The organism is Sphingomonas melonis DAPP-PG 224 (assembly GCF_000379045.1).
Classification (GTDB): Bacteria; Pseudomonadota; Alphaproteobacteria; order Sphingomonadales; family Sphingomonadaceae; genus Sphingomonas; species Sphingomonas aquatilis.
Genome location: NZ_KB900605.1, coordinates 1,019,073 through 1,041,601, shown reverse-complemented (window position 1 = coordinate 1,041,601; position 22,529 = coordinate 1,019,073). Strand labels below are relative to the sequence as shown.

At 66.5% G+C, this 22,529-nt stretch carries 12 protein-coding genes; 3 read left to right on the top strand and 9 right to left on the bottom strand.

Features of this window, described 5'->3' with window-relative positions; all coding sequences use genetic code 11:
• Positions 1–75: 75 nt before the first annotated feature.
• Both SPHME3_RS0105150 and SPHME3_RS0105145 read right to left on the bottom strand, forming a co-directional pair.
• Positions 76–375, bottom strand: a complete 300-nt coding sequence (locus tag SPHME3_RS0105150; protein WP_017980344.1) for a hypothetical protein — start codon at positions 373–375, stop codon at positions 76–78.
• Positions 376–387: 12 nt separating this feature from the next.
• The gene (locus SPHME3_RS0105145; protein WP_017980345.1) at positions 388–3,222 is read right to left on the bottom strand and encodes a M16 family metallopeptidase; all 2,835 of its coding nucleotides are present in this window, start codon (positions 3,220–3,222) and stop codon (positions 388–390) included.
• Between the two features lie 155 nt (positions 3,223–3,377).
• Between SPHME3_RS0105145 and clpB the strand changes: the two genes are divergently transcribed.
• Both clpB and SPHME3_RS0105135 read left to right on the top strand, forming a co-directional pair.
• The gene (gene clpB / locus SPHME3_RS0105140; protein ID WP_017980346.1) at positions 3,378–5,957 is read left to right on the top strand and encodes an ATP-dependent chaperone ClpB; all 2,580 of its coding nucleotides are present in this window, start codon (positions 3,378–3,380) and stop codon (positions 5,955–5,957) included.
• A gap of 189 nt (positions 5,958–6,146) precedes the next feature.
• On the top strand, positions 6,147–9,122 hold the full coding sequence (locus tag SPHME3_RS0105135; protein WP_231376743.1) for a TonB-dependent receptor domain-containing protein: 2,976 nt from the start codon (positions 6,147–6,149) through the stop codon (positions 9,120–9,122).
• Positions 9,123–9,373: 251 nt separating this feature from the next.
• Here the strand turns inward: SPHME3_RS0105135 and SPHME3_RS0105130 are convergent, their stop codons facing one another.
• The 4 genes from SPHME3_RS0105130 to xseA form a co-directional block, all read right to left on the bottom strand.
• Positions 9,374–12,448, bottom strand: coding sequence for a TonB-dependent receptor domain-containing protein (locus SPHME3_RS0105130; protein ID WP_017980348.1), 3,075 nt, complete (start codon positions 12,446–12,448; stop codon positions 9,374–9,376).
• A 557-nt stretch (positions 12,449–13,005) separates the two neighbouring features.
• On the bottom strand, positions 13,006–13,896 hold the full coding sequence (locus SPHME3_RS0105125; protein ID WP_017980349.1) for a M23 family metallopeptidase: 891 nt from the start codon (positions 13,894–13,896) through the stop codon (positions 13,006–13,008).
• The gene (locus SPHME3_RS0105120; RefSeq protein WP_017980350.1) at positions 13,893–14,093 is read right to left on the bottom strand and encodes a DUF2093 domain-containing protein; all 201 of its coding nucleotides are present in this window, start codon (positions 14,091–14,093) and stop codon (positions 13,893–13,895) included. The genes SPHME3_RS0105125 and SPHME3_RS0105120 overlap by 4 nt, the downstream gene beginning before the upstream one ends.
• Before the next feature lie 28 nt (positions 14,094–14,121).
• Positions 14,122–15,561, bottom strand: coding sequence for an exodeoxyribonuclease VII large subunit (gene xseA, locus SPHME3_RS0105115; RefSeq protein WP_017980351.1), 1,440 nt, complete (start codon positions 15,559–15,561; stop codon positions 14,122–14,124).
• Between xseA and purD the strand changes: the two genes are divergently transcribed.
• Positions 15,560–16,819, top strand: coding sequence for a phosphoribosylamine--glycine ligase (gene purD / locus SPHME3_RS0105110; protein WP_017980352.1), 1,260 nt, complete (start codon positions 15,560–15,562; stop codon positions 16,817–16,819). The genes xseA and purD overlap by 2 nt on opposite strands.
• Before the next feature lie 219 nt (positions 16,820–17,038).
• On the opposite strand, the gene SPHME3_RS0105105 is transcribed toward purD, so the two are convergent.
• From SPHME3_RS0105105 to tsaD, 3 genes are all read right to left on the bottom strand, one after another.
• Positions 17,039–20,083 carry a TonB-dependent receptor domain-containing protein gene (locus SPHME3_RS0105105; RefSeq protein WP_017980353.1) on the bottom strand — a complete coding sequence of 1,015 codons (3,045 nt, stop codon included), beginning with the start codon at positions 20,081–20,083 and terminating at the stop codon, positions 17,039–17,041.
• A gap of 230 nt (positions 20,084–20,313) precedes the next feature.
• Positions 20,314–21,291: an NAD(P)H-dependent glycerol-3-phosphate dehydrogenase gene (locus tag SPHME3_RS0105100; RefSeq protein ID WP_020486626.1), complete on the bottom strand. Its 978-nt coding sequence runs from the start codon at positions 21,289–21,291 to the stop codon at positions 20,314–20,316.
• Positions 21,292–21,450: 159 nt separating this feature from the next.
• Positions 21,451–22,479: a tRNA (adenosine(37)-N6)-threonylcarbamoyltransferase complex transferase subunit TsaD gene (gene tsaD, locus SPHME3_RS0105095; RefSeq protein WP_017980355.1), complete on the bottom strand. Its 1,029-nt coding sequence runs from the start codon at positions 22,477–22,479 to the stop codon at positions 21,451–21,453.
• Positions 22,480–22,529: the final 50 nt, after the last annotated feature.

Genomic DNA, 22,529 nt, shown 5'->3' with positions numbered 1-22,529 from the left:
CGATCCGCCAAAACCGAAAGCGGCCCGCCTTCCTCTCGGAAGACGGGCCGCCCGTTACCCTAACGAACCGAACGATCAGCCGGTGCGCTTGCCGTTCAGCGGGAAGCTGCCGAACGCGCCTGCACCGACGGTGCCGGTCAGCGTGTCGCCCTCGGCGGTCGCTTCGCAGTCGAGCGTCATCGGCATCGGCACGGTCATCTGCTGCTTCCAGCGGATGGTGTTGCCCGATACCTCGCCCGACACGTCGCTCGAGCCCATCGCGCCCGACGCGGTGCCGGTGAAGCTGCCGCCATCGCTCTGGACGGTCAGCGTCAGGTTCTGGTCGCCCAGCGGCGACTTTACGGTGCAATCCCAGCTGCCATCGACATCGGCCATGCGCGTCTCTCCTTATTTCGCGGTGGTAGAGGGGGTTACATTGGCCACCGCGCTTGCCGGGATGACCTCGACCGGCAGGCCGAGCGTGTCAAGCTGCGGCTTCACCTTGGCCGCGTCGCCCACCACGATCCAGCTGAACTGGCCCGGCTTGATCGTCTGCGCCGCCGCGCTGCGCAATTCGGGCAGCGTCAGCGCACGCAGCCGCGTCGGCAGCGTCGCATAATAATCGTCGGGACGCTTCAGCAGGTCGTTGGTCTGCATCGCGCCGAGCACCGCCTGCGACGTCTGGAACTGGCCGGGCAGCTGCAGGATCGCGCCGTTGATCGCCAGGCCATATTCGGTTTCGGTCATCGGCTTGGTCGTGACGAACTGCGTCACATCGTCGCGCGCCGACGCGACCGACGGTCCCGTCTTGTCCGCCTGCACGCCCGCCTGCATCACATAGGGCGCGGCATATTCGGACACCTGGAACCGTCCGCCCGCGCCATAGGACCAGTGCTTCTCTTCGCGCAGGTCCATGTTGAAGCGGCTGAGGAAGCTACCGCCGAGCGCGTCGTTGACGGTGTTGAGCGCCAGCAGATCATCCGTGCCCTTTAGCCCGGTACGCTGCGCACCGACGACGATCGACTGCGGGCTGTCCGGACGATCGACCAGCACGATGCGCGGGGTGAGCGACGGTTGCGCCCCCCCGAACGTCTTGGTGCCGGGCGTGCCCATGCCCTGCCAGTCGCCGAAGCGCGCGTCGAGCGCCGCCTTCACCTCGCCCAGCGGGCGGTCGGAGACGACGAAGATCTTCGCCTTGTCTGGACGCAGCCACGCCTGTTCGAAGCGGCGCAGATCGGCGGGGGTCAGCGATGCCACCGCCACCGGATCGCCGGAGCCCTGCGCCTTGGCATAGGGCGTACCCGCCGCGAGCAGCCGCGTCGTCATCCGCTGCGCCAACGCGCCGGGATTGGTCAGCTCCTGCTGGATGCCCGCAACCTGCTGCGCCTTGAAGCGTGCGACCTCGGCATCGGCGTAGGTCGGGTGCCGCGCGACCTCCGCGAACAGGTCGAGCGCACCGTTCAGGTTCGCGCTCGGCACGCCCATGAACAGCGTGCTGCGATCGTTGCTGGCAGAGGCGCTCAGCTGCATGCCCAGCCGCTCGCGCGCCTCGGCGAGCGCGTTGGCGTCATACCGGTCGGTGCCCTCGTCCATCATCATCAGCGCGACGAGCTGCGTGCCCAGCTTGTCGGGCACGTCCGACGCATAGCCCGCATCGAAGCTCAGCACCGCCTGCGTCACCGGCAGCGCGCTGCGCTGCGCATAGACGATCTCGATGCCGTTCTTCAGCCGCGCCCGCTCGATCTTCGGGAAGGTAAGGCCGGTGATCGCGCCAACGCCGGGCATCGCGCCGCGCGTGCCCTTGGCGGGCTGCTCCGGAGCTGCGACGACATCCACCTTCGGCGGCACCTTGGCTTCGGCATAGGCGTCGCGCGCGCCGGGGACGACGTTCACCGCCAGCACCGGACGGCTCAGCCACTTGTCCGCCGCGGCCTTGACGCTCGCCGGCGTCTGCGCAGCGAGTTCGGCCAGCTCCTTCTTGTAGAAGCCCGGATCGTTCGAATAGAGCGCGCCCTCCGCCAGCACCGATGCCTTGCCGTTCACCGATTCCAGGCTGCGCAGCCGCGCCGAGATCGTCGCCGTGACGTAGCGCGACACCTCGTCCGCGGTCGGCCCGGTGCGCAGGAAGTCCGCGATCACCGCGTCCAGCCGCTGCGCCGCGACCGCCGGATCGACGCCGGGCCGCACCAGCCCGTTGATCGAGAACACGCCGATCTGCGCGAAGTCGCTGTTGTCGGCGCTCAGCTGCGTGAACAGCTTTTCCTTGCGCACCAGCTCGTTGGCGAAGCGCGACGACGCCATGCCGCCCAGCACGCCCGCCGCGACGTCCAGCCCCGCGCTGTCCTTGTCGTTCAGGCCCGGCACCGCCCAGTTGCGCGACAGCATCACCGCCGCGACGCGGTCCTTCAGCACCACCGTCTTCGCCGCGGGCAGCGTGACCACCGGCGCGACCGGCAATTGGCTCTTGGGGCCCGGCTTGATCGCACCGAAATACTTTTCGACCAGCGGCCTGGCGGTCGCGGCATCGATATCGCCCGACAGCACCAGCACCGCATTGTTCGGGCCGTAATGGCTGCGGAACCAGTTCTTCACCGTCTCCAGGCTGGCGGCGTCGAGGTCCGCCATCGAACCGATCGTATCATGGCCATACGGATGCGTCGTCGGGAACAGCCCCTCGGTCACCGCATAATCGAGCAGGCCGTAGGGGCGGTTGTCGCCCTGGCGCTTTTCGTTCTGGACGACGCCGCGCTGCTCGTCGAGCACGCCTTGCGTGATCGCACCGAGCAGATAGCCCATGCGATCGCTCTCCAGGAACAGCGCACGGTCCAGCGCGCCGGTCGGCACCGTCTCGAAATAATTGGTGCGATCGAAATAGGTCGTGCCGTTGAGGTCGGTCGCGCCGATCTGCTTCAGCGGCGCGAAGAAGTCGCCCGGGGCATTTTCCGATCCGTTGAACATCAGATGTTCGAACAGATGCGCAAAGCCGGTCGAACCCTGCGGCTCGTGCTTCGACCCGACGTCATACCATACGCTGACCGCGACGACCGGCGCCTTGCGGTCGGTGTGAACGATCACGCGCAGCCCGTTCTTCAGCGTGAACTCCTGATACGGGATGTTCACTTCCTTGACCAACGCCGACACCGGCGCGGCCTTCACCGCCGCGGGCGAGGTCTGCGCAACGGCGGGCAGCGCAAGCGCAAGCGTCGCGGCCCCGGCCAGCGCGGCAAATTTGATCGTCGTCATGCAATCCCCCCGAGAGCGTCCCGTAATGGACGTGAACGGCGGCGAGCATAGCCCCGCCCCGACAACTGGCAAGCGGTGTCGGATGAAACCATCGACGACTATTGTGTTGCACAAAGGCAACACTACATTCCTGCCCAGTTAGGAAGGGGTAAGTGATGAACCTCGAAAAGTTTACCGACCGCGCCAAGGGCTTTCTGCAATCGGCGCAAACCGTCGCGATCCGTATGAATCATCAGCGGATTGCGCCCGAACACCTGTTGAAGGCGCTGCTCGAAGACGAGCAGGGCATGGCCGCCGGACTGATCCAGGCGGCCGGCGGCGACGCGCGCCGCGCCACCGCGGACACCGACGCCGCGCTCGCGAAGATTCCCGCGGTCAGCGGCTCGGGCGCGCAACAGACGCCCGGTCTCGACAACGACACCGTCCGCGTCCTCGATTCGGCCGAACAGGTCGCGCAGAAAGCCGGTGACAGCTACGTCACCGTCGAACGGCTGCTGCTCGCCCTCGCGCTCGCCCAGACCACCGCCGCTGGTAAGGCGCTCAAGACCGCCGGCGTCACCGCCGAAGGGCTGAACGCCGCGATCAACGACCTGCGCGGCGGCCGCACCGCCGACACCGCCAGCGCCGAAGACCGCTACGACGCCCTCAAGAAGTTCGCGCGCGACCTGACGCAGGCGGCGCGCGACGGCAAGCTCGACCCCGTGATCGGCCGCGACGAGGAAATCCGCCGTACGATCCAGGTCCTCGCGCGCCGTACTAAGAACAATCCCGTCCTCATCGGCGAACCCGGCGTCGGCAAGACCGCGATCGTCGAGGGCCTCGCGCTGCGCATCGCCAATGGCGACGTGCCCGATGGCCTCAAGGACAAGACGCTGATGGCGCTCGACATGGGCGCGCTGATCGCGGGCGCAAAATATCGCGGCGAGTTCGAGGAGCGGCTGAAGGGCGTCATCGACGAGGTGAAGGGCGCCGAGGGCGACATCATCCTGTTCATCGACGAGATGCACCAGCTGATCGGCGCCGGCAAATCCGACGGTGCGATGGACGCCGGCAATCTGCTCAAGCCCGCGCTCGCCCGCGGCGAACTGCATTGCGTCGGCGCGACCACGCTCGACGAATATCGCAAATATGTCGAGAAAGACCCCGCGCTCCAGCGCCGCTTCCAGCCCGTGTTCGTCGGCGAACCGACGGTCGAGGATACGATCAGCATCCTGCGCGGCCTGAAGGACAAATATGAGATGCACCACGGGGTGCGGATCACCGATGGCGCGCTCGTGTCGGCAGCGACACTGTCCAACCGCTACATCACCGACCGCTTCCTTCCCGACAAGGCGATCGACCTGATGGACGAAGCGGCGAGCCGCATCCGCATGGAGGTGGAATCGAAGCCCGAGGAGATCGAAAGCCTCGACCGCCGCATCCTGCGCCTGAAGATCGAGCGCGAGGGCCTGCGCCGCGAAACCGACGCGGCCAGCGTCGATCGCCTCGAAACGCTGGAGGGCGAACTCGCCAATCTCGAACAGCAATCGGCCGAACTGACCACGCGCTGGCAGGCGGAAAAGGACAAGATCGCCGGCGAAGCCAAGCTCAAGGAACAGCTCGACGCCGCCCGGCTCGAACTGGAACAGGCGCAGCGCGGCGGCGACCTCGCCAAGGCGGGCGAGCTGTCCTACGGCCGCATCCCCGCGCTCGAAAAGCAGCTCGCCGAGGCTCAGGGCGCAACGCAGGGCGCGATGCTGCGCGAGGAAGTGACCGCCGACGACATCGCCGGCGTCGTCAGCCGCTGGACCGGCGTGCCCGTCGACCGCATGCTGGAGGGCGAACGCGAAAAGCTGCTCAAGATGGAGGAGGTGCTCGGCGCCCGCGTCATCGGCCAGTCCGATGCGGTGCGCGCCGTCGCCACCGCCGTCCGCCGTGCCCGCGCGGGTCTGCAGGACCCGAACCGGCCGCTGGGCAGCTTCCTGTTCCTCGGGCCGACGGGCGTCGGCAAGACCGAGCTGACCAAGGCGCTCGCGGAATTCCTGTTCGACGATCCTGCCGCGATGGTGCGCATCGACATGAGCGAATTCATGGAGAAGCACGCCGTCGCCCGCCTGATCGGCGCGCCTCCCGGCTACGTCGGCTATGAGGAAGGCGGCGTGCTGACCGAAGCGGTGCGGCGCCGGCCCTATCAGGTCGTGCTGTTCGACGAGGTGGAAAAGGCGCACGGCGACGTCTTCAACGTGCTGTTGCAAGTCCTCGACGACGGCCGCCTGACCGATGGCCAGGGCCGCACCGTCGACTTCAGCAACACGATCATCATCCTGACGTCCAACCTCGGCAGCCAGTATCTGGCGAACCTCGAGGACGGCCAGTCGGTCGACAGCGTCGAACCGCAGGTGATGGACATCGTCCGCGCCCACTTCCGCCCGGAATTCCTCAACCGGCTGGACGAGATCATCCTCTTCCACCGCCTGGGGCAAGGCCACATGGGCCCGATCGTCGACATCCAGGTCGCCCGCGTCGCGAAACTTCTGGCAGATCGCAAGATCACGCTGGAACTCACCGATGCGGCCCGCGAATGGCTCGGCCGAGTCGGCTACGACCCCGTCTACGGCGCAAGACCCCTACGCCGTGCGGTCCAACGCCACCTCCAGGACCCCCTCGCCGAAGCGATCCTCCGCGGCGAGGTGAAGGACGGGTCGACGGTGAAGGTGGATGAGGGAGATGGAAAGCTAATAGTGACAGTAGATTAGTCGGCCGCGACCGCGAAATTCCCCAATCGAATTGGCAACAACGTCTGTAACAAAATTGATACACTCGGCCAGCAATCTTTCGATGTGACAGCTCTGTCATTTGCGATGGGGTTGCTGGCCTGCAACCCTCGGCGGATCATGCTGCGATTGCGAAGGCGATCATGGCATTGGCCACAAGAGGGGAACACAGTGATTAAACGGTCGCGTAACATTTTCCTGGTGACGACGATTCTGGCAGGCACGGCCTATGCCATGCCGGCTGTTGCTCAGGAGACCGGCGGGGCAGTTGCCTCGCAAACCACCGGACAAACCGCAGGAGCACAGCCAGACCAAACCGCCGCAGCATCTACGGATATCGTCGTTACCGGATCCCGCATCGCGCGACCCGACCTACAGGCATCGGTGCCGGTCGTAACCATTGGCGCCGAGAGGATTCAGGATACCGGCGCGTCGAATATCCAGGATGTTCTGGCCACCCTGCCTGCGGTGGGCCAGAACGTCAGTCGCACCAGCTCGAACTTTTCGAACACCGGCAACGGCGTGGCCACCGTCAATCTGCGCAACCTGGGCGCGTCGCGCACCCTTGTGCTGATCGATGGGCGCAGATCGCTCGGTATCGCGGGTTCGTCCGCTGTCGACGTCAACAATATCCCGACCGACCTGATCGAACGCGTCGAGGTCGTCACTGGCGGTGCCTCCGCCGTCTACGGATCGGAAGCCGTCGCCGGCGTCGTAAACTTTGTCCTCAACCGTAAGTTCGAGGGGCTGCGCGTCCGTGCGCAGAACACCATCTCGGACAAGGGCGATGCACCGCGCCAATACGTATCGATCACCGCCGGTCATGGTTTTGCCGATGATCGCGGCCATGTCGCTGCGAATTTCAGCTACGACAACGACCATGGGCTACCGTCTCGCAACCGCAGTTTTTCGGCCAAGGACGTACCAAACCGCAGCTCCTACGCAGCGCAGGGGCTCTTCGATGTCAGCAATCCGGCTACCCAGACGACCTTCTCTCCGGCGACCGGTCGAACCTTCACCTTCGATGGCAACAACGCGCTGAAGGGCTATCAGGGCGCCAATATTGATGGCTACAACCGCAATGGCGACCGCTTGCTGTCGGTGCCGGTTGAACGACTGCAAGGGACCTTCCTGGGCAACTACGACTTCTCGGATGCGTTCAAGGTTTATGCCGAGGGCGAATACGTTCACACCAATTCCAACGCATCGCTCGAACCGTCTGCAATTGCGAATAGCGGCCCTGGTGCTGCGCTGAACTTCGACGGTTCGGCCTATGCCGGCATTCCGATCACCAGCCCTTACGTTCCGGCGGCGGTCCGTGCCGCGGCCATTGCGAACGGCACCAACGTGATCCAGTTCCGTCGCCGTTCGAACGACATCTTCAGCCGTAGCAATCAGAACGATCGCGATTTCTACCGCGGCGTATTGGGCGTAAAGGGCGATATCGGCGGCAGCGGCAAGTGGTCGTACGATCTGTATTACGAACACTCGCAAAGCCGTGACCACACGACGGCACAGGCTATCTATACGCCGAACTATGGCGCCGCACTGAGCAACGAAATCGGGCCGGACGGTCAGGTTCGCTGTTCGAATGCCGCAGCGCGGGCCGCGGGCTGCGTTCCCATCAACATTTTCGGGTATAATACCGCCAGCGCCGCCGCGTCTCGCTTCTTGCAGACTTATACCGGCCCGACCACCAACGTGACGTTGGTCGATGGTAACGTCGTCCAACTGAAGAACGGCTCGAACGTGACGTTCGATTACCTGGCGAAGGTCAACCAAGACGTCGTCTCCGGTAGCATCAGCGGCAACCTGTTCTCCTTGTGGGGCGGCCCGGTTGCCGTGGCCTTCGGCGGTGAATATCGCCACGAGAAAAGCTCTGAGGTCTTCGATCCGTTCACGCAGGCCGGGTTGTCGTCGGGCAATCAAATCACGAACACCCAAGGCCAATTCAACGTTAAGGAAGGCTTCGTCGAGGTCGTCGCACCGATCGTCGAAGACCGTCCGGGCCTCCATTACCTCGGAATAGAGGGGGCAGCGCGTTATGCGGATTATTCCACCATTGGTGGAGTGTGGAGTTTCAAGGCCGGTGCGACCTATGCGCCGACCGCTGACATCCGCTTCCGCGGCGTCTTCGCCCGCGCCACGCGCGCGCCGAATATCGGCGAATTGTTCGCATCGCTCAGCCAGACGTTCCCTGCCGTAAACGATCCCTGTGATCAGGCACAGGGCAACGGCGATGGGGCAAAGACCGTGCCGCTACCCGCAGGTTGCTCTGCGATCCCGGGCATTGCAGCGACCGTCGCATCGCGCGGCAGCTTCCAGTACAGCACGTCTCAGATCCAAACGATTGACGGGCTGCTAGGTGGTAATCGCAACCTGAAGCAGGAAACCGCCGACACGATCACCGCGGGCGCCGTCATCACGCCGACTATGATCCGCAATTTCAGCCTGACGGTCGATTATTATCGCATCAAGGTAAAGAACGCGATTGGGATCATCGGCCAGCAGGTTTCGGTTTCGCAATGCTTCACCGGTGGCCAGCCGCTATTCTGTAACAACGTCATCCGCGATGCGAACGGCTTCATCACCCGCGTAAACGCATTGAACTTGAATACGGGGTCCTACCTTGTTTCAGGTCTTGACGTCGAAGGTCGCTATTCGATCCCGCTCGGTGGGACGCGATTGGATATCGACGTGCTTTATAACCACCGCTTCGATCAGCAGCAGACTCCTTTCCCGGGCGGTCCGGTGCAAAACGAACTCGGCCAAGCAAACTGCTACAGCTGCGGTCGCCTCGGCTCGGGGTTCAAGGACAGGGTTACCGGCAATTTCACGCTGGGCACGGAACGCTACCAGCTGAATTATCGTGTCGACTATCTTGGTCCGTTGAAGGACAACCTGGATGGCAGCACGACGGTCATCACTCCGATCCCCGCCTACTGGTATCATAACGTCCAGGGCAAGATTGCAGTGGGCGAGGGCCGGAAGATGGAACTATATGTCGGCGTGAACAACTTGTTCGACAAGAAGCCGCCGATGTTCGGGGATACGAATCCCGTAACGTGGCCTGGCACGCAGACCGTGGCAGATACTTACGACCTCTATGGGCGCATGTTCTACGCCGGCGCCACCATCAAATTCTGATCTAACACCGACTAAAGTACTAAGGCGGCCTTCGGTTCGAAGGCCGCCTTTTTTATGGGCAAGCCTAGTTTCCTTCACTTGCATCCCAGATGCACGGCGCCCGCTCTAAAGCCCAAGCAGCTTCGCGCTTTGCGATCGTCGACTAGTTCACCCTGATTGGGCGTCACCGCTGACAAAAAAAAGGGGCGGCCCTGCAGAGCCGCCCCGTCCTTGAGTCGCCACCCCTCCGCAGAGGGGCAGGGTAGCGGCGTTTAGAAGCCGAACTTCACGCCCGCGCGATACTGACGGCCGAAGATGCCGTCGCCGCCCTGGACGGCGTTGTACAGATACGCGCCGTACGTGACCGGATCGATCGGAGGCAGGCGGTTGAAGACGTTCAGCACGTTCACATAGAACGAGAACTTGTCGTTCACCCGGAACGTCGCGTTCGCATCCGCCGTGATGTAGCTCTTCACGCGGCAGCCGAAATAGGCCGGTGCCTGACCGCAGTCCTTGTACGCGTCGCCCTGGTCCATCGCCGACAGGTCGTAACCCGACGTGTAGTTGACGGTGCCGGTCAGCGCGAAATCGCCGAAGTCGAACGTGTTGGCCCAGTTGCCCTTCCACTCGAACGTGCCCGAACCGGCCGTCAGGTTGAAGTTGCCGAGCGTGTCGACATAGGTCTGGCGCACGCCGTCGACGGTGGTGCTCAGCTCCAGGATGAGGCTGGCGTTCAGCGCCGTGGTCCACTTCACGTTGCCGAAGTTGACGAAGCCGTTGGCGCCGAAATCGATGCCTTCCGACTTGATCGTCTGCGCGTTGATCAGCTGCGAGCGGACGAACGCGATCTTGGGCTTGGCGGTCGGGTTGTTGACGTCCACCGCGTCGGCGATGACGTCGAACCCGGCGGGGATCGCCGTGCCAGCATAATAGGCCGCGATCGCCGGCGACAGATCCGGCGTGGTGATCGCGCCGGTCTTGCGGATGTTGTAGTAATCGACCGTGAACGACAGGCTGCGGATCGGCTCGAACTTGATGCCGGCGGTGAAGCTGCGCGACTTTTCAGGCTGCAGGTTCGGCGATGCCAGCGTGGTCTGACCGATCGAATAGGCCGTGATGTACGACGAGCAGGCGGTCGGTGCCGCAGCCGAGCACGGCGTGGTCGAACCGCGATTGGTGTACTGCGCCAGGAACGCCGCCGGAATGCTCGACAGCTGCTGCGTCACGTAACCCGTCGTCGGCAGGGCGTTCGCCTCGCCGAACGAGGGGATGCGGAAGCCGCGCGAATAGGTGCCGCGCACGGTGACCTGACGGATCGGGTTGAAGATCGCGCCGAACTTCGGCGAGAACGCGCTCTGACCGGTCGAATAATGGTCGTAGCGACCCGATGCGTTCAGCGTCAGCTGGTCGAGGATCGGCGCGTTGATTTCGCCGAAGGCCGAGGTGACGGTGCGGTTGCCGCTGGTGCCGAAGGCGTTCAGGCGGAAATAGCGCTGCGTCGGGCCGTTGGTGTCCGGGTTGCCGCTGGGGGCGTCGACCGCTTCGTAGAAGATCGAGCCACCGAGCGCCACGCGCAGGTCGCCACCCGGCAGCGCCATCAGCGCCTTACCCAGGGTGAACTGCGCCTGGTACAGATCCGACGAGCTGTTGTTGATGAACTGCGGCGTCAGATAGTCGCGCACCGCCTGGCTGTTCTGGCCGGGGTTGAGGAAGTTGTAGCTGCCGTCGTTGATCACATCGAGCAGGTGCTGGATGTAGACGTAGCCGTCGGTGCGACGACGCAGGTCCGTGTGCATCGCGGTCGCGTCGACGCGATAGTCGACGTCGCCGAAGATGGTGCCGTTGATGCCCATCGCGGCGCGATAGACGCGGCTGCGGGTCTCGTTGAACTCACGCTCATTGGCCAGCGTGCCGACGATGCGCGCCACCTGGCCCAGCCCTGCGAACGGGTTGTTCGGGTTGAGCGTGCCGTTCGCCGCGGTGCAGGCCGCGGTCGTACCGCGCGGGCAGATGTAGACCGGCAGCGCCAGGATCGCCGAACGCGGATCGATCGACGGCGTCGGGCCCTGCGAGGTCGAATATTGCGGGAAGAGGATGCCCGCCGGAGCGTTGGCGCGGATCGTCGCCGGAACGCCCGTGTAGCTCGACGTCGACTGCTGGAAGTTGACCTGGAAATAGGCTTCCGACGTATCACCGACCTTGGCGGTGAACTTGGCCGAACCGCCGAAGCGTTCGATGTCCGGGGTCACGTTGCCGTACAGGTTCTGGGTGTCGACCTGGCAGACGGTGCCCGGTGCGGTCGGGTTGTTGGCGAGGTCGGTCGCGGTCAGGTTGTAGGGCGTACCGACGACGCAGCCCAGCGCCGGGTTCAGGAACTGATAGCGGCCCAACGCGGTCGTGTTGGTCGCATCGGCCGGACGGACGTAGAAGTTGCCGGTGCCGATCGAGAAGCCGGGCAGCGTGCCGTTTGGGCCGACGCTGTTGGCGATGTTGTTCGGACCGCACACCGTGGTCCCGGTGCGGTTGCTGCACAGGCTGCGCTCGTCGCTCGTGTTATACGGCGCCGGCAGCGACGACGCCTTCACGCCTTCGCTGCGATAATAGAAGCCGCTGATATAGGCGTTATAGCCCTTCTCATCGAGATCGCCGGTGCCGGCGGTCAGCGACAGGCGCTGGTTGGCGTTATAGCCACGCTCCGCAATGCCCGCTTCGACGCGGCCGGCGATGCCCTGGAACGAACGCTTGGTGATGATGTTGACCACGCCCGCGATCGCGTCCGCGCCATAGCTGGACGAGGCGCCGTCGCGCAGCACGTCGACGCGCTCGACGATGTCGTCCGGGATGGTGTTGAGGTCGACGAAGTTGCGCGAACCGTCATCCGACAGCGGATAGTAAGCGGCGCGCAGGCCGTCGAACAGCACCAGCGTCGAGTTGGTCGACAGGCCGCGCAGCGACACCGACGACGCACCCGAAGCGAATGCGCCATTGGCGGTGAACGAGTTGGTCAGCGCCGGGCCGTTGTTCGACGACAGCGCCTGGATGCCCGCCTGCACGGTGTTGATGCCGCGCACGTCGAGGTTCTCGGTCGTGATCGTGCTGACCGGCGACGGGCCGGCATCGGCGCCGCGGATGATCGAGCCGGTGACGACGATGTCGTTGCCGGTCGACGCTTCCTGCGGCTGGGCTGGGGTCTGCGGTGCGGCGGCTGCGGTCTGATCCGACGAATCGGTGGTCGGCTGCGGAGCCGGGGTGGTCTGCGCCGCGGCAACGCCGGCGGACAGCAGCACGAACGGCGTCGCGGCGGCGAGCAGGGCCGCCTTTCGCGTAAAGCGGTACATCGTGGTCATCGTCTTCCCTCGCTTGACCCGGATGGCCGGCCCGTTGTGACGGTGCCGGTTCCAGGCATGGCCAAGCCCCCTCAAGCCGCATTCGGCTTCCAAAGGACATGGGACAGGAATGCGTTCACGTATTTAGGGTGTAAAGCCGTCATTCATCCGCGGCTCATCTTTGCGCGCCGGTGTCGCCGAAATGACACAATGCCTGCCCTGTATGGCAGGCCGGATCGGGAATTCTGCCCGGTAACGGGCAGAACGCGCTGACAGGCATCTTAGTTCACCGACCGGCTAATTTGTTCCGAAACGGCTTTTTATCATAGATTTATGTCGCCGGGTGTGGCGGAACACCCACATCGTCCGGCCTGCAAAGCCTGTCTCTGCTCGACGGGGCAAATTGGACGTATGCTGACCTAATGACCTGGTTTGGGCCCTCCCAAACCGTCACCCGTCTCTATCGTCTAGTCGAAAAGGATAGGACATCTACTATGCCCTGCCTGTGCGGCACGCGGTTCCGCGGCCGCGCGCCCTGCGAGCGCGCGCGTCTTCATTCGATCGTCAAAAAAGCCGGCTTACTTGGCCGGCATCGCCCCCGCGACGAGCATCGGGTCGAGGCGCGCATCGCGCCAGCGCAGGCTCCAGTGGAGATGGGGACCGGTCGCGCGCCCGGTCTTGCCGACCGCGCCGATCACCTGCCCCTGGCGGACGTGATCGCCCACGGCCACGTCGATGCGCGACAGGTGCAGGAAGGCGCTGTTCAGCCCCATGCCGTGGTCGATCATCAGCAGATTGCCCTCCAGAGTGAAGGGATGATCCGCGGCCAGGATCACGACGCCGTCCGCCGGCGCGACGACGGGCGCGCCCACCGGCAGCGCCACGTCGGTGCCCGAATGATAGGCGCCCGGCTCGCCGCGATAGACGCGCTGCGACCCGAACCAGCCCGAAATGCGGCCGATCGCCGGCCAGACGAAACGCTGCCGCCACCCCTGCGCGTCGGTCTCGATCGCGCGCGCCGCGGCGATCTGCGCGAGTTCGGGCGGGCGCAGCTGCGCCATCACCGGATCGGGCGCCGGAAACCGGGGCAAAGTGTTGAGCCGCTCGATCCGCCACGCGCGCGGCGCGACGGTCAGCGCCGTGGTCACGACCAGCGGGGTGCCGGCGGGGCCCGTAAAATGCTCGGCGACCCGCATTGTGGCGGGTGCATCCCGATCGAAGCCGAGGACGAACGTGCCGTCCGCTGCGACCGGCACGTCATGCCCATCCAGCGTTAGCCGCGTGCCGGGGCGGGCATGGCCGCGTACCAGCGCGCCCTGCATCGGTGTCCCCTCCAGCCGCAGCGCGGACGCGCCGGCCGGCAAGGGTCCAGCGCCGCGCACGATCGGCGCCTGCTGCGCCACGCCGGGTGCCGCCCCACCAAGGATCAGCGCGAGCAACAGGCCGCCTCGCCCGCCGGCACGCCTCATTGCGGGCGCATCGCCTCGCTGGCGATCGCGGCCGTCGCATAGGCTTCCTGCTTGGCGACGCTCCAATAGCGCAACAGGTCGATCGGCACGCGTGCCCCGCTCACCGCGCAGGTGACATGGTCGCCGGGCGCCAGCACGCGAAAGCCATTGGCCATATAGTGCAGCCGCGCGGGCCGGTCGGAATTGGAAACGAGCATGTCTTGTGTCCGTATCAGAGCCCAGCCGTCACAATAACGTCGGCTGGTCGGGCGTGGGGGCGACATAGGCGCGCGCCGCCTTGCGCTCAACCTTGAGGCGCTCAACCTTGGGGGATACGGGGGCGGGCGCAGGCGCCGGCGCCTCATCGCCCACCACCGCATCGACGCTGTCGTCGCGGAAGCGCAGCGTCACCGCCCCCGCCACGCGCACCGCCGCCGCCGAGGACAGCGTCGTGCCGTCGCGCGCCGTCACCCGTGCATAGCCACGGTCCAGCACCGCATCGGGGTTGAGCGACTGTACCAGCCGCCACGTCGCCGCCAGCCGCTCGCGCCCGCGCTCCACCTGTCGCTCCAGCACCGCCGGCCGCAGCGCCCCCGCCGATCGATCGAGACTGCCGCGCGCCAGCGTCACCCGCCGCTCCAGCCCCCGGTCCAGTCGCTGCCCGGCGTCGTCGGCGCGCTGCCGCTGCGGCCCCAGCAGCGCCTCGCGCTTCGGCAGCAGCCGGGCGAGCGCGGCCAGCCGCTCGCGCCCGCGCTCGACATAGCGGTTGGCGCACCGCTGCGTCCGGCTGCCATGGCTCTGGATCGTGTAGCGCAGGTCGGCGAGCACCGGCACCGCCAGCTCGGCGGCCGCAGTCGGCGTCGGCGCGCGCAGGTCGGCGGCGAAATCGCAGAGCGTCGTGTCGGTCTCATGTCCCACAGCCGAGATGATCGGGATCGTGCAGTCCGCGACCGCGCGCACCACCACTTCCTCGTTGAACGCCCACAGATCCTCGATCGAGCCGCCGCCGCGCGCGACGATGACGAGATCGGGTCGCGGCACCGGGCCATAGGCGGGGATCGCATCGAAGCCGCGCACCGCCGCCGCCACTTCTTCCGCAGCACCCTGCCCCTGCACCTTCACCGGCCAGACGATGACATGGCTGGGGCAGCGATCCTCCAGCCGGTGCAGGATGTCGCGGATCACCGCGCCGGTCGGCGACGTCACCACCCCGATCGTGCGCGGCAGATAGGGCAGGCCCACCTTGCGCTCGCGATCGAACAGCCCCTCGCCCGCCAGCTTGGCCTTCAATTTCTCGAACAGCGCCATCAGCGCACCCGCGCCGGCAAGCTCCATCCGCTCGATGACGATCTGGTATTTCGACCGGCCGGGATAGGTGGTCAGCTTGCCGGTCGCGATCACCTCGATCCCGTCCTGCGGCGCAAAGGCGAGCGCGTTCACCTGCCCCTTCCACATCACGCCGTCGATCACCGCGGCATCGTCCTTCAGCGCTAGGTAGACGTGGCCCGAGGCGGCCCGCTTGTAGCCCGAAATCTCGCCGCGCAGCCGGACGTGGCCGAACTCGCCCTCCACCATCCGCTTCAGCTTGAAGCTCAGCTCGCCCACCGACAGCGCGAGCGCGTTGTCGCCGGGGCGCTCCTCGGCTAGCAGCCGGGCATCATCGGTATCGGATAGGAACTCTGGCATGAACGTCCTGCTGCTGGGCTCAGGCGGCCGCGAACACGCATTGGCGTGGAAACTGGCGCAATCGCCGACCCTCGATACGCTCTATGCCGCGCCAGGCAACCCCGGCATCGCGCAGCATGCGACGTGCGTCGCCCTCGACGCGACGGATCACGCCGCGGTGATCGATTTCGTGCGGGCGCAAGCGATTGGCCTGGTCGTGATCGGCCCCGAAGCGCCGCTGGTCGATGGGCTTGCAGACAGTTTGCGCACCGCAGGCGTCCCCGTCTTCGGCCCCGACAAGGCCGCCGCGCAGCTGGAAGGGTCGAAGGGTTTCACCAAGGATCTGTGCCGCCGCGCCGACATCCCGACCGCCGGCTATGTCCGCGTGACCTCGCGCACCGAGGCGGAGGCCGCCCTCGCCGCGACCTTCGGCTATCCCGTCGTCATCAAGGCGGACGGCCTCGCCGCGGGCAAGGGCGTGGTGATCGCGACCAGCGAGGCAGAGGCGGCGCAGGCGTTCGACGCGATGTTCGCGCAGGGTGACGCCCCCGTCGTGCTCGAGGAATTCCTGGAGGGCGAAGAGGCCAGCCTGTTCGTCCTGACCGACGGCACCGCGCTCCTCCCGTTCGGCAGCGCGCAGGATCACAAGCGCGTCGGCGAGGGCGATACCGGCCCCAACACCGGCGGCATGGGCGCCTACAGCCCCGCCCCCGTCCTCACTCCCGACCTGGAGGAGCGTGCGATCGCCGAGATCGTCGCGCCCACCGTCAAGGCGATGCGGGAGGAAGGCATGCCGTTCAGCGGCGTCCTCTACGCCGGGTTGATGCTGACCCGGACGGGGCCGAAGCTCATCGAATATAACGCCCGCTTCGGCGACCCCGAATGCCAGGTGCTGATGATGCGCTTCCAAGGCGATCTGCTCGCGGTGATGCTCGCCACCGCCGAAGGCCGGCTCGCGATGCTCGGCGACATCGCCTTGTCGGACGACATCGCGATGACCGTCGTCCTCGCCGCGGCGGGCTATCCCGGCACGCCCAAGGCCGGCGGCGCGATCCGCGGCATCGATGCGGCGGAAGCGACCGGCGCAATCGTCTTCCAGGCGGGCACGAAGCAGTCCGGCGATACGCTGGCAGCGTCCGGTGGCCGCGTCCTCGCCGTCACCGCCACCGGCCCCGACATCCGCGCCGCCCGCGACGCGGCCTATCGCGGCGTAGACGCGATCGACTTCGCCGACGGCTTCTGCCGCCGCGACATCGGCTGGCGCGAACTGGCACGATAAGGCGCGCGCTCGACACCCACGCCCACACCCACCCCCACACCCCCTCCGTCATTCCCGCGAAGGCGGGAATCCAGACACGCTTTCCTCGCGCCTCCAGCCGAAACGTCCGAGGTTATGGATTCCCGCCTTCGCGGGAATGACGAAGAAGGGGGGTAGCGTGACAAAAAAAAGGCCCGCCGGATCGCTCCGACGGGCCTTTTCTCATACCGAACGCACCGATCAGAAGTTGATCGTCGTCCCGATCGCGATGTTGCGACCCAGCGAGTCATAGCGCTGCGGGATCGTGTTCCCGCGGGCCAGGCTGATATTGTACGAATCCGGCACGATCGGCGCCGCCTTGTCGAGCAGGTTGTTCGCGATCAGGCGCAGCGAGAACTGCTTGGCGATCGCGAAGTTGAGCGCGAGGTCGAAGTAATTGGCCGGGGCGACCCGGTAATAGCTCGTCCGTGCACGCGCCGCCGTGCCGCCGATCGCGGGATCGCCCGAATTGTCGGCGTTGGTCAGCGACCCCACATAGCGCCAGTTGAACGATGCACTGAAGCCGCGCCCTTCGGTCGTATAGGTCGCGCGCAGGCCGTGGCTCCACTTCGGGATCAGCTGGCCGCAGCCGTTGCCGTAATAGCCCGCGCAGTTGCGCTCGGGCTGCACCGGCGAATCCTGGCCCCCGGCGAAGGTGGTCAGCGAGCCATTGAAGCTCCAGTCGATGCGGCCCGCGCTGCCCAGCTCCATCGGATATTGCGCCTGGAAGTCATAGCCACGCGCGATCGAGGTGTAATAGTTGCTGGTGCCCTGACGGATGAAGCCCGTCGTCGGGTTATTCGCCGCGTTCGAGAACAACGTGCCGTTCGCGTTGCGAACGATGCCCTGGCAGAAGAACTGGTCGCCGCCCGAGCGCAGACAGCCATCGGTGTAATAGCTGTAATCGTTGTAACCCAGCGAGTTGTCGATCTTGATCCGATACCGGTCGACCGAGAACACCAGGCCGCGCACGAACCGCGGCTTCAGCACCAGGCCATAGGTCTGGGTATAGGCCGTCTCCGGATCGGCGGTGAAGCCGCCCGAGCGGACGGTGCAGGCCGCGGTGCCGTTCGGCGTCGTGCCGTTGCTGCACAACAGGCTGGTGCTGCCATACAGCGCGTCGGACAGGCCGGTCGCACGGCACACCTCACGCGAGGCGAGCGGCGCGCCATAGGTCACGCCATTGGGGCCGGGGATCGGCGTCGGCGCGCAGAAGTCGTTGAACGTGCCCGCACCGCCGGCGGCGAAGTCGATGTTCGTCGCCTGCCGGATTTCGACCACCGTCGGCGCACGCTGCGCCTTGTTGAACGAGGCGCGGAAGGTGATGTCCTTCACCGGCGCATAGATGCCCTCGATCTTCCAGGTGTTGAAGGTCGATGGATTGCTGCTGTACTTCGACAGGCGATAGCCGCCGTTGACCTGCGCCAGCTCGACGAACGGCTTGTGCTCGATCAGCGGCACCTGCACTTCGGCGTTGGCTTCCCACACGTCCTGGCTGAGATAGCTGTCGGTGCCGCCCAGCGCGCTGCGATAGCTGGCGTCGGCGGTCGATTTCAGCGTGTCCTTGCGATATTCCGTGCCCAGCGCGATCGCCACGCCCTGTTCGGCGAACGGTGAGGTGATGCCGTATTTGCCCAGGTCGCCGCTGACGTTGGCGAGCACGTCGTACAACGTCCCCGTCGTCTGCGACGTGCCGGTCGTGAACAGATAGTTGATCAGCGCCGGATTGGTGTTGCCCGCGCTGAAGATGTCGAAGGGCACGCAGCCTGCCGCGCCGCTCGCGCAGACCGGGTTCGCCGCGGTGCCGCCGACGTTTACCGCATTCTGCAGATTGCCAGGGGTGCGGAAGCTCGGGATGTAATCCTGATGATTGCGCGCATAGACGCCGCCGACGTCATAGGTCCACGCATCGCCCACCTTGCCGCGCACGCCGCCGGTCAGGCGCACGCCGGTGTTGACGAACGTGTCGGGGCGGTCGTTCATCTCGCCCAGGCGATAGGCGAGGCTGACCGGCACGCTGGTCGCACCCGCGACGCCGCAACCGATCGCGGTCGCTTGGCTGGCTGACAGGAAGGGGTTGGCGCAGGACACGTTGACCGTGCCGCTCGCGATCGTCGGATAGTTGGTGTACGACTTGTCGCGGAACCACAGGCCCGACGCGTAGAGCTCCGCCTCCGGTGCCAGCTCGGCGGTCACGAAGCCGCCGGCGTTCACGCGCTCGCTGGGACGCTGATAGGCATAGCCGCTGAAATAGTTGGACGCATTGCCCTGGCCCGCGCCGAACGGCACGAAGGTGCGCGTGCCATTGGGGTTGTTGACCAGCTGCGCGCCCGCATTCGGGCCCGACTGCGGCGTGATGAGGCCGCTCGTCGAGCTGCTCGGCGTCAGGCCGCACGACAGCGGGCCGTTGAGCTGCAGCTGCGTCAGGTAACAGCCGGCGTTCGAGCGCGAGGTCAGCGCGATCTCGTCGGTGTTCTTGTAATTGACGAAGCCGCTGACATGGACCTTGTCGTCGAAGAAGCCATGGCCTGCGGTCAGCGTCAGGTCGGCCCGGCCGCCGTCGTTGGTCCAGCCGCGCGGCGACGGGAAGCCCGCCGCACGCGCCAGCGGCGACACGACCGTGTCCTTGTTGTTGTGATTGTAGAAATTGTAATTGGCGTCGAGCTGCAGCCCTTCGAAATCCTTCTTCAGGACGAAGTTGACCACGCCCGCAACCGCGTCCGATCCATAGACCGACGACGCACCGCCGGTCAGCACGTCGACGCGCTCCAGCAGCGTTGTCGGGATGATGCCCGTGTCCTGGCCGTTCTGCGTGCCCAGGCGCTTGCCGTCGATCAGCACCAGCGTGCGCTCGAAGCCCAGGCTGCGCAGCTTGATGCGCTGGCGCCCGTCGGAATCGTTATAGGTCTGCTGCGCGTCCGGCGCGACCTGCGGCAGGCGGTTCAGCACGTCCTCGACGTTCACCGCGGCCTGCGCGCGGATATCGGCGGAGGTGACCGAGGTGATCGGCGCGGCGGCGGTGACGTTGGGGCGAACGATGCGCGTGCCCGTCACGACGATATCGCCACCCGGCTGCGCAGCCGGCGGCGTCTCGCCCGCGGCGGTCGCGGCCTTGGCGGCGGCTTCCTGCGGAGATTGTCCGATATTGGTATCGTCGGTCGTGGTGGTCTGTGCCAGCGCGGGTGCGCTCACCATCGCCAGGCTGCCTGCCAGCGCCACGAGCGAAACCCCATTCTTCCCAATCATAGCCTTGCCTCTCACCGAGGCTCGCTACCATGGAGCCTCTTTACGTCAGACAAGTTTTCCTATCCGGGAGACGGCGTCAATACCGCAGTGATACCTTTGCATACCATTTTGTCACCGCTGTGACAGGAAAGCATCACTCACCCTTTCGCCACGCCGAGCCGTGCGCAGCGGGCGCCGAACGCCCGTCCGCACGATGCGCTCGTTCATGCAGCGTTCGGATTGCGGCGCGATCAGCCCAGCTCGGCGCGCAGCGGACGGGCGAGCAGCGCACCGATCACGTCCGTCGCGGGGGCGCCATCGAGCAGACGGCACACCGCCGCGGTCACCGGCATGTCGACTCCGGCCTCCGCCGCCGCCTCGGCCAGCACCGGTGCGGTGAACGCACCTTCCGCCACTGTCCGCCGGTCGGCGAGCAGGTCCGCCGCGGCGCGCCCCTGCCCCAGGCCCAACCCCAGCGAGAAATTGCGGCTGCTCGTCGATGAACAGGTGAGCACCAGATCGCCCAGCCCCGACAGGCCGGCGAGCGTCTCGGCGCGCGCGCCACGCGCCAGGCCGAAGCGCGTCATCTCGGCGAAGCCGCGCGCGATCAGCGCCGCACGCGCATTCTGCCCCAGACCCGCGCCCTCCACCACGCCGCACGCGATCGCGAGCACGTTCTTCACCGCCCCGCCGATCTCCGCGCCGACCACGTCGCGGCTGGCATAGGGGCGGAAGTGCGGCGCCGCGAGCCGCGCGGCCAGCGCCTCGCCCAGCGCTTCGTCCGCCACCGCCAGCGTCACCGCGGTCGGCAGGCCCGCCGCCACCTCATGCGCGAAGGTCGGGCCGGAGAGCACCGCGATCGGCGCCTGCGGATGGACGGCCTTGGCCACCTCGCCCACCAGCCGCCGCGTCCCCGCCTCGATCCCCTTGGCGCACAGCACGAGCGGCCGCGTACCGACGTCGATCTGCGCGAGCACGCCGCCGACATGCTGCGCCGGCGCGACGACCAGCAGAGCGTCAACTGCATTAAGGTCACCGAAATCGGACGTCGCGCGGATCGACGGCGACAGCGGCACGCCGGCCAGGAACAGCCGGTTTTCGTGGGCGTCGTTGATCCCCGCCACCACCTCCGGCTCGCGCGCCCACAGCGTCACCGGTTCGCCGCGATGCGCCGCAACCTGCGCCAGTGCCGTGCCCCAGGCGCCGCCGCCGATGACCCCGATCTTCATGCTGCTCATCCCTGGACGCCCAACCTCACACACTCCGTTCGCCCTGAGCCTGTCGAAGGGCACCGTGCCGCGGGCATAGCGTTCGCGGATGGCCGTGCTTCGATAGGCTTAGCACGAACGGGGATAAGACATCATGCCATTGCCGTCACGCGTCACGCGTCACGCCTTCACCCCCGCACCGCGCACCGCCTCTGCCCCCGGATCGAGCGGCCACCTGGCCCGCGCCGGCGTATCGAGCGGATCGGTCAACCCGGCGGCGAAGCGCTCCGCCCCCGCCCAGCCGATCATCGCCGCATTGTCGGTGCACAGCCACAGGGGCGGCGCGACGAAGCGCAGGCCATGCTCGGCGGCGAGCGCCTGCAGCGCAGCGCGCACCGCACCGTTCGCCGCGACCCCGCCCGCGACGACCAGCGCCGTCGCTTCGACACCGGCGATCCCCCGCCGCGTCCGGTCGATCAGGCAATCGACCACCGCCGCCTGGAAGGATGCGGCGATATCCTCGGGTGCATGATGCCCCACCGCCCGCGCCACCGCGCTCTTGAGGCCGGCGAAGGAGAAATGCGGCTCGGCCGATCCCTTCAGCGGCCGCGGCAACGGCACGGTCGGCTGCCCCAGCGCCGCCGCCTTCTCGACGTTCGGCCCGCCGGGAAAGCCCAGGCCCAGCAGCTTCGCGGTCTTGTCGAACGCCTCGCCCGCGGCATCGTCGATCGTCGTCGCAATCCGGCGATAGCGGCCGACGCCCTCGACAAGCAGCAGCTGGCAATGCCCGCCCGATACCAGCAGCAGCAGATAGGGAAAGGCGAGGTCCGGGTCGGACAGCCGCGGGCTCAGCGCATGCCCCTCCAGATGATTGACCGCGACGAACGGCTTGCCCACCGCATGGGCCAACGCCTTGCCGGTGACGAGGCCCACCATCACGCCGCCGATCAGCCCGGGCCCCGCGGTCGCCGCGATCGCATCGACCTGATCGAGTCGCAGCCCGGCATCCTTGAGCGCCGCCGCGACCAGCGGCTCCAGCGCCTCGACATGCGCACGCGCCGCGATTTCGGGCACGACGCCCCCGAAGGGCGCATGCGCCGCCTCCTGCCCCGCAAGTCGGTGGCTGAGCACCTGCCGATCGCTGGTGATGAGCGCGGCGGCGGTTTCGTCGCACGAAGATTCGAGGCCGAGGATGATCCGGGGGGGCATGGCCGGCCTTCTATCGCGCCGCACGGAGGTTGTCGAAGGGTGGGGGTTTG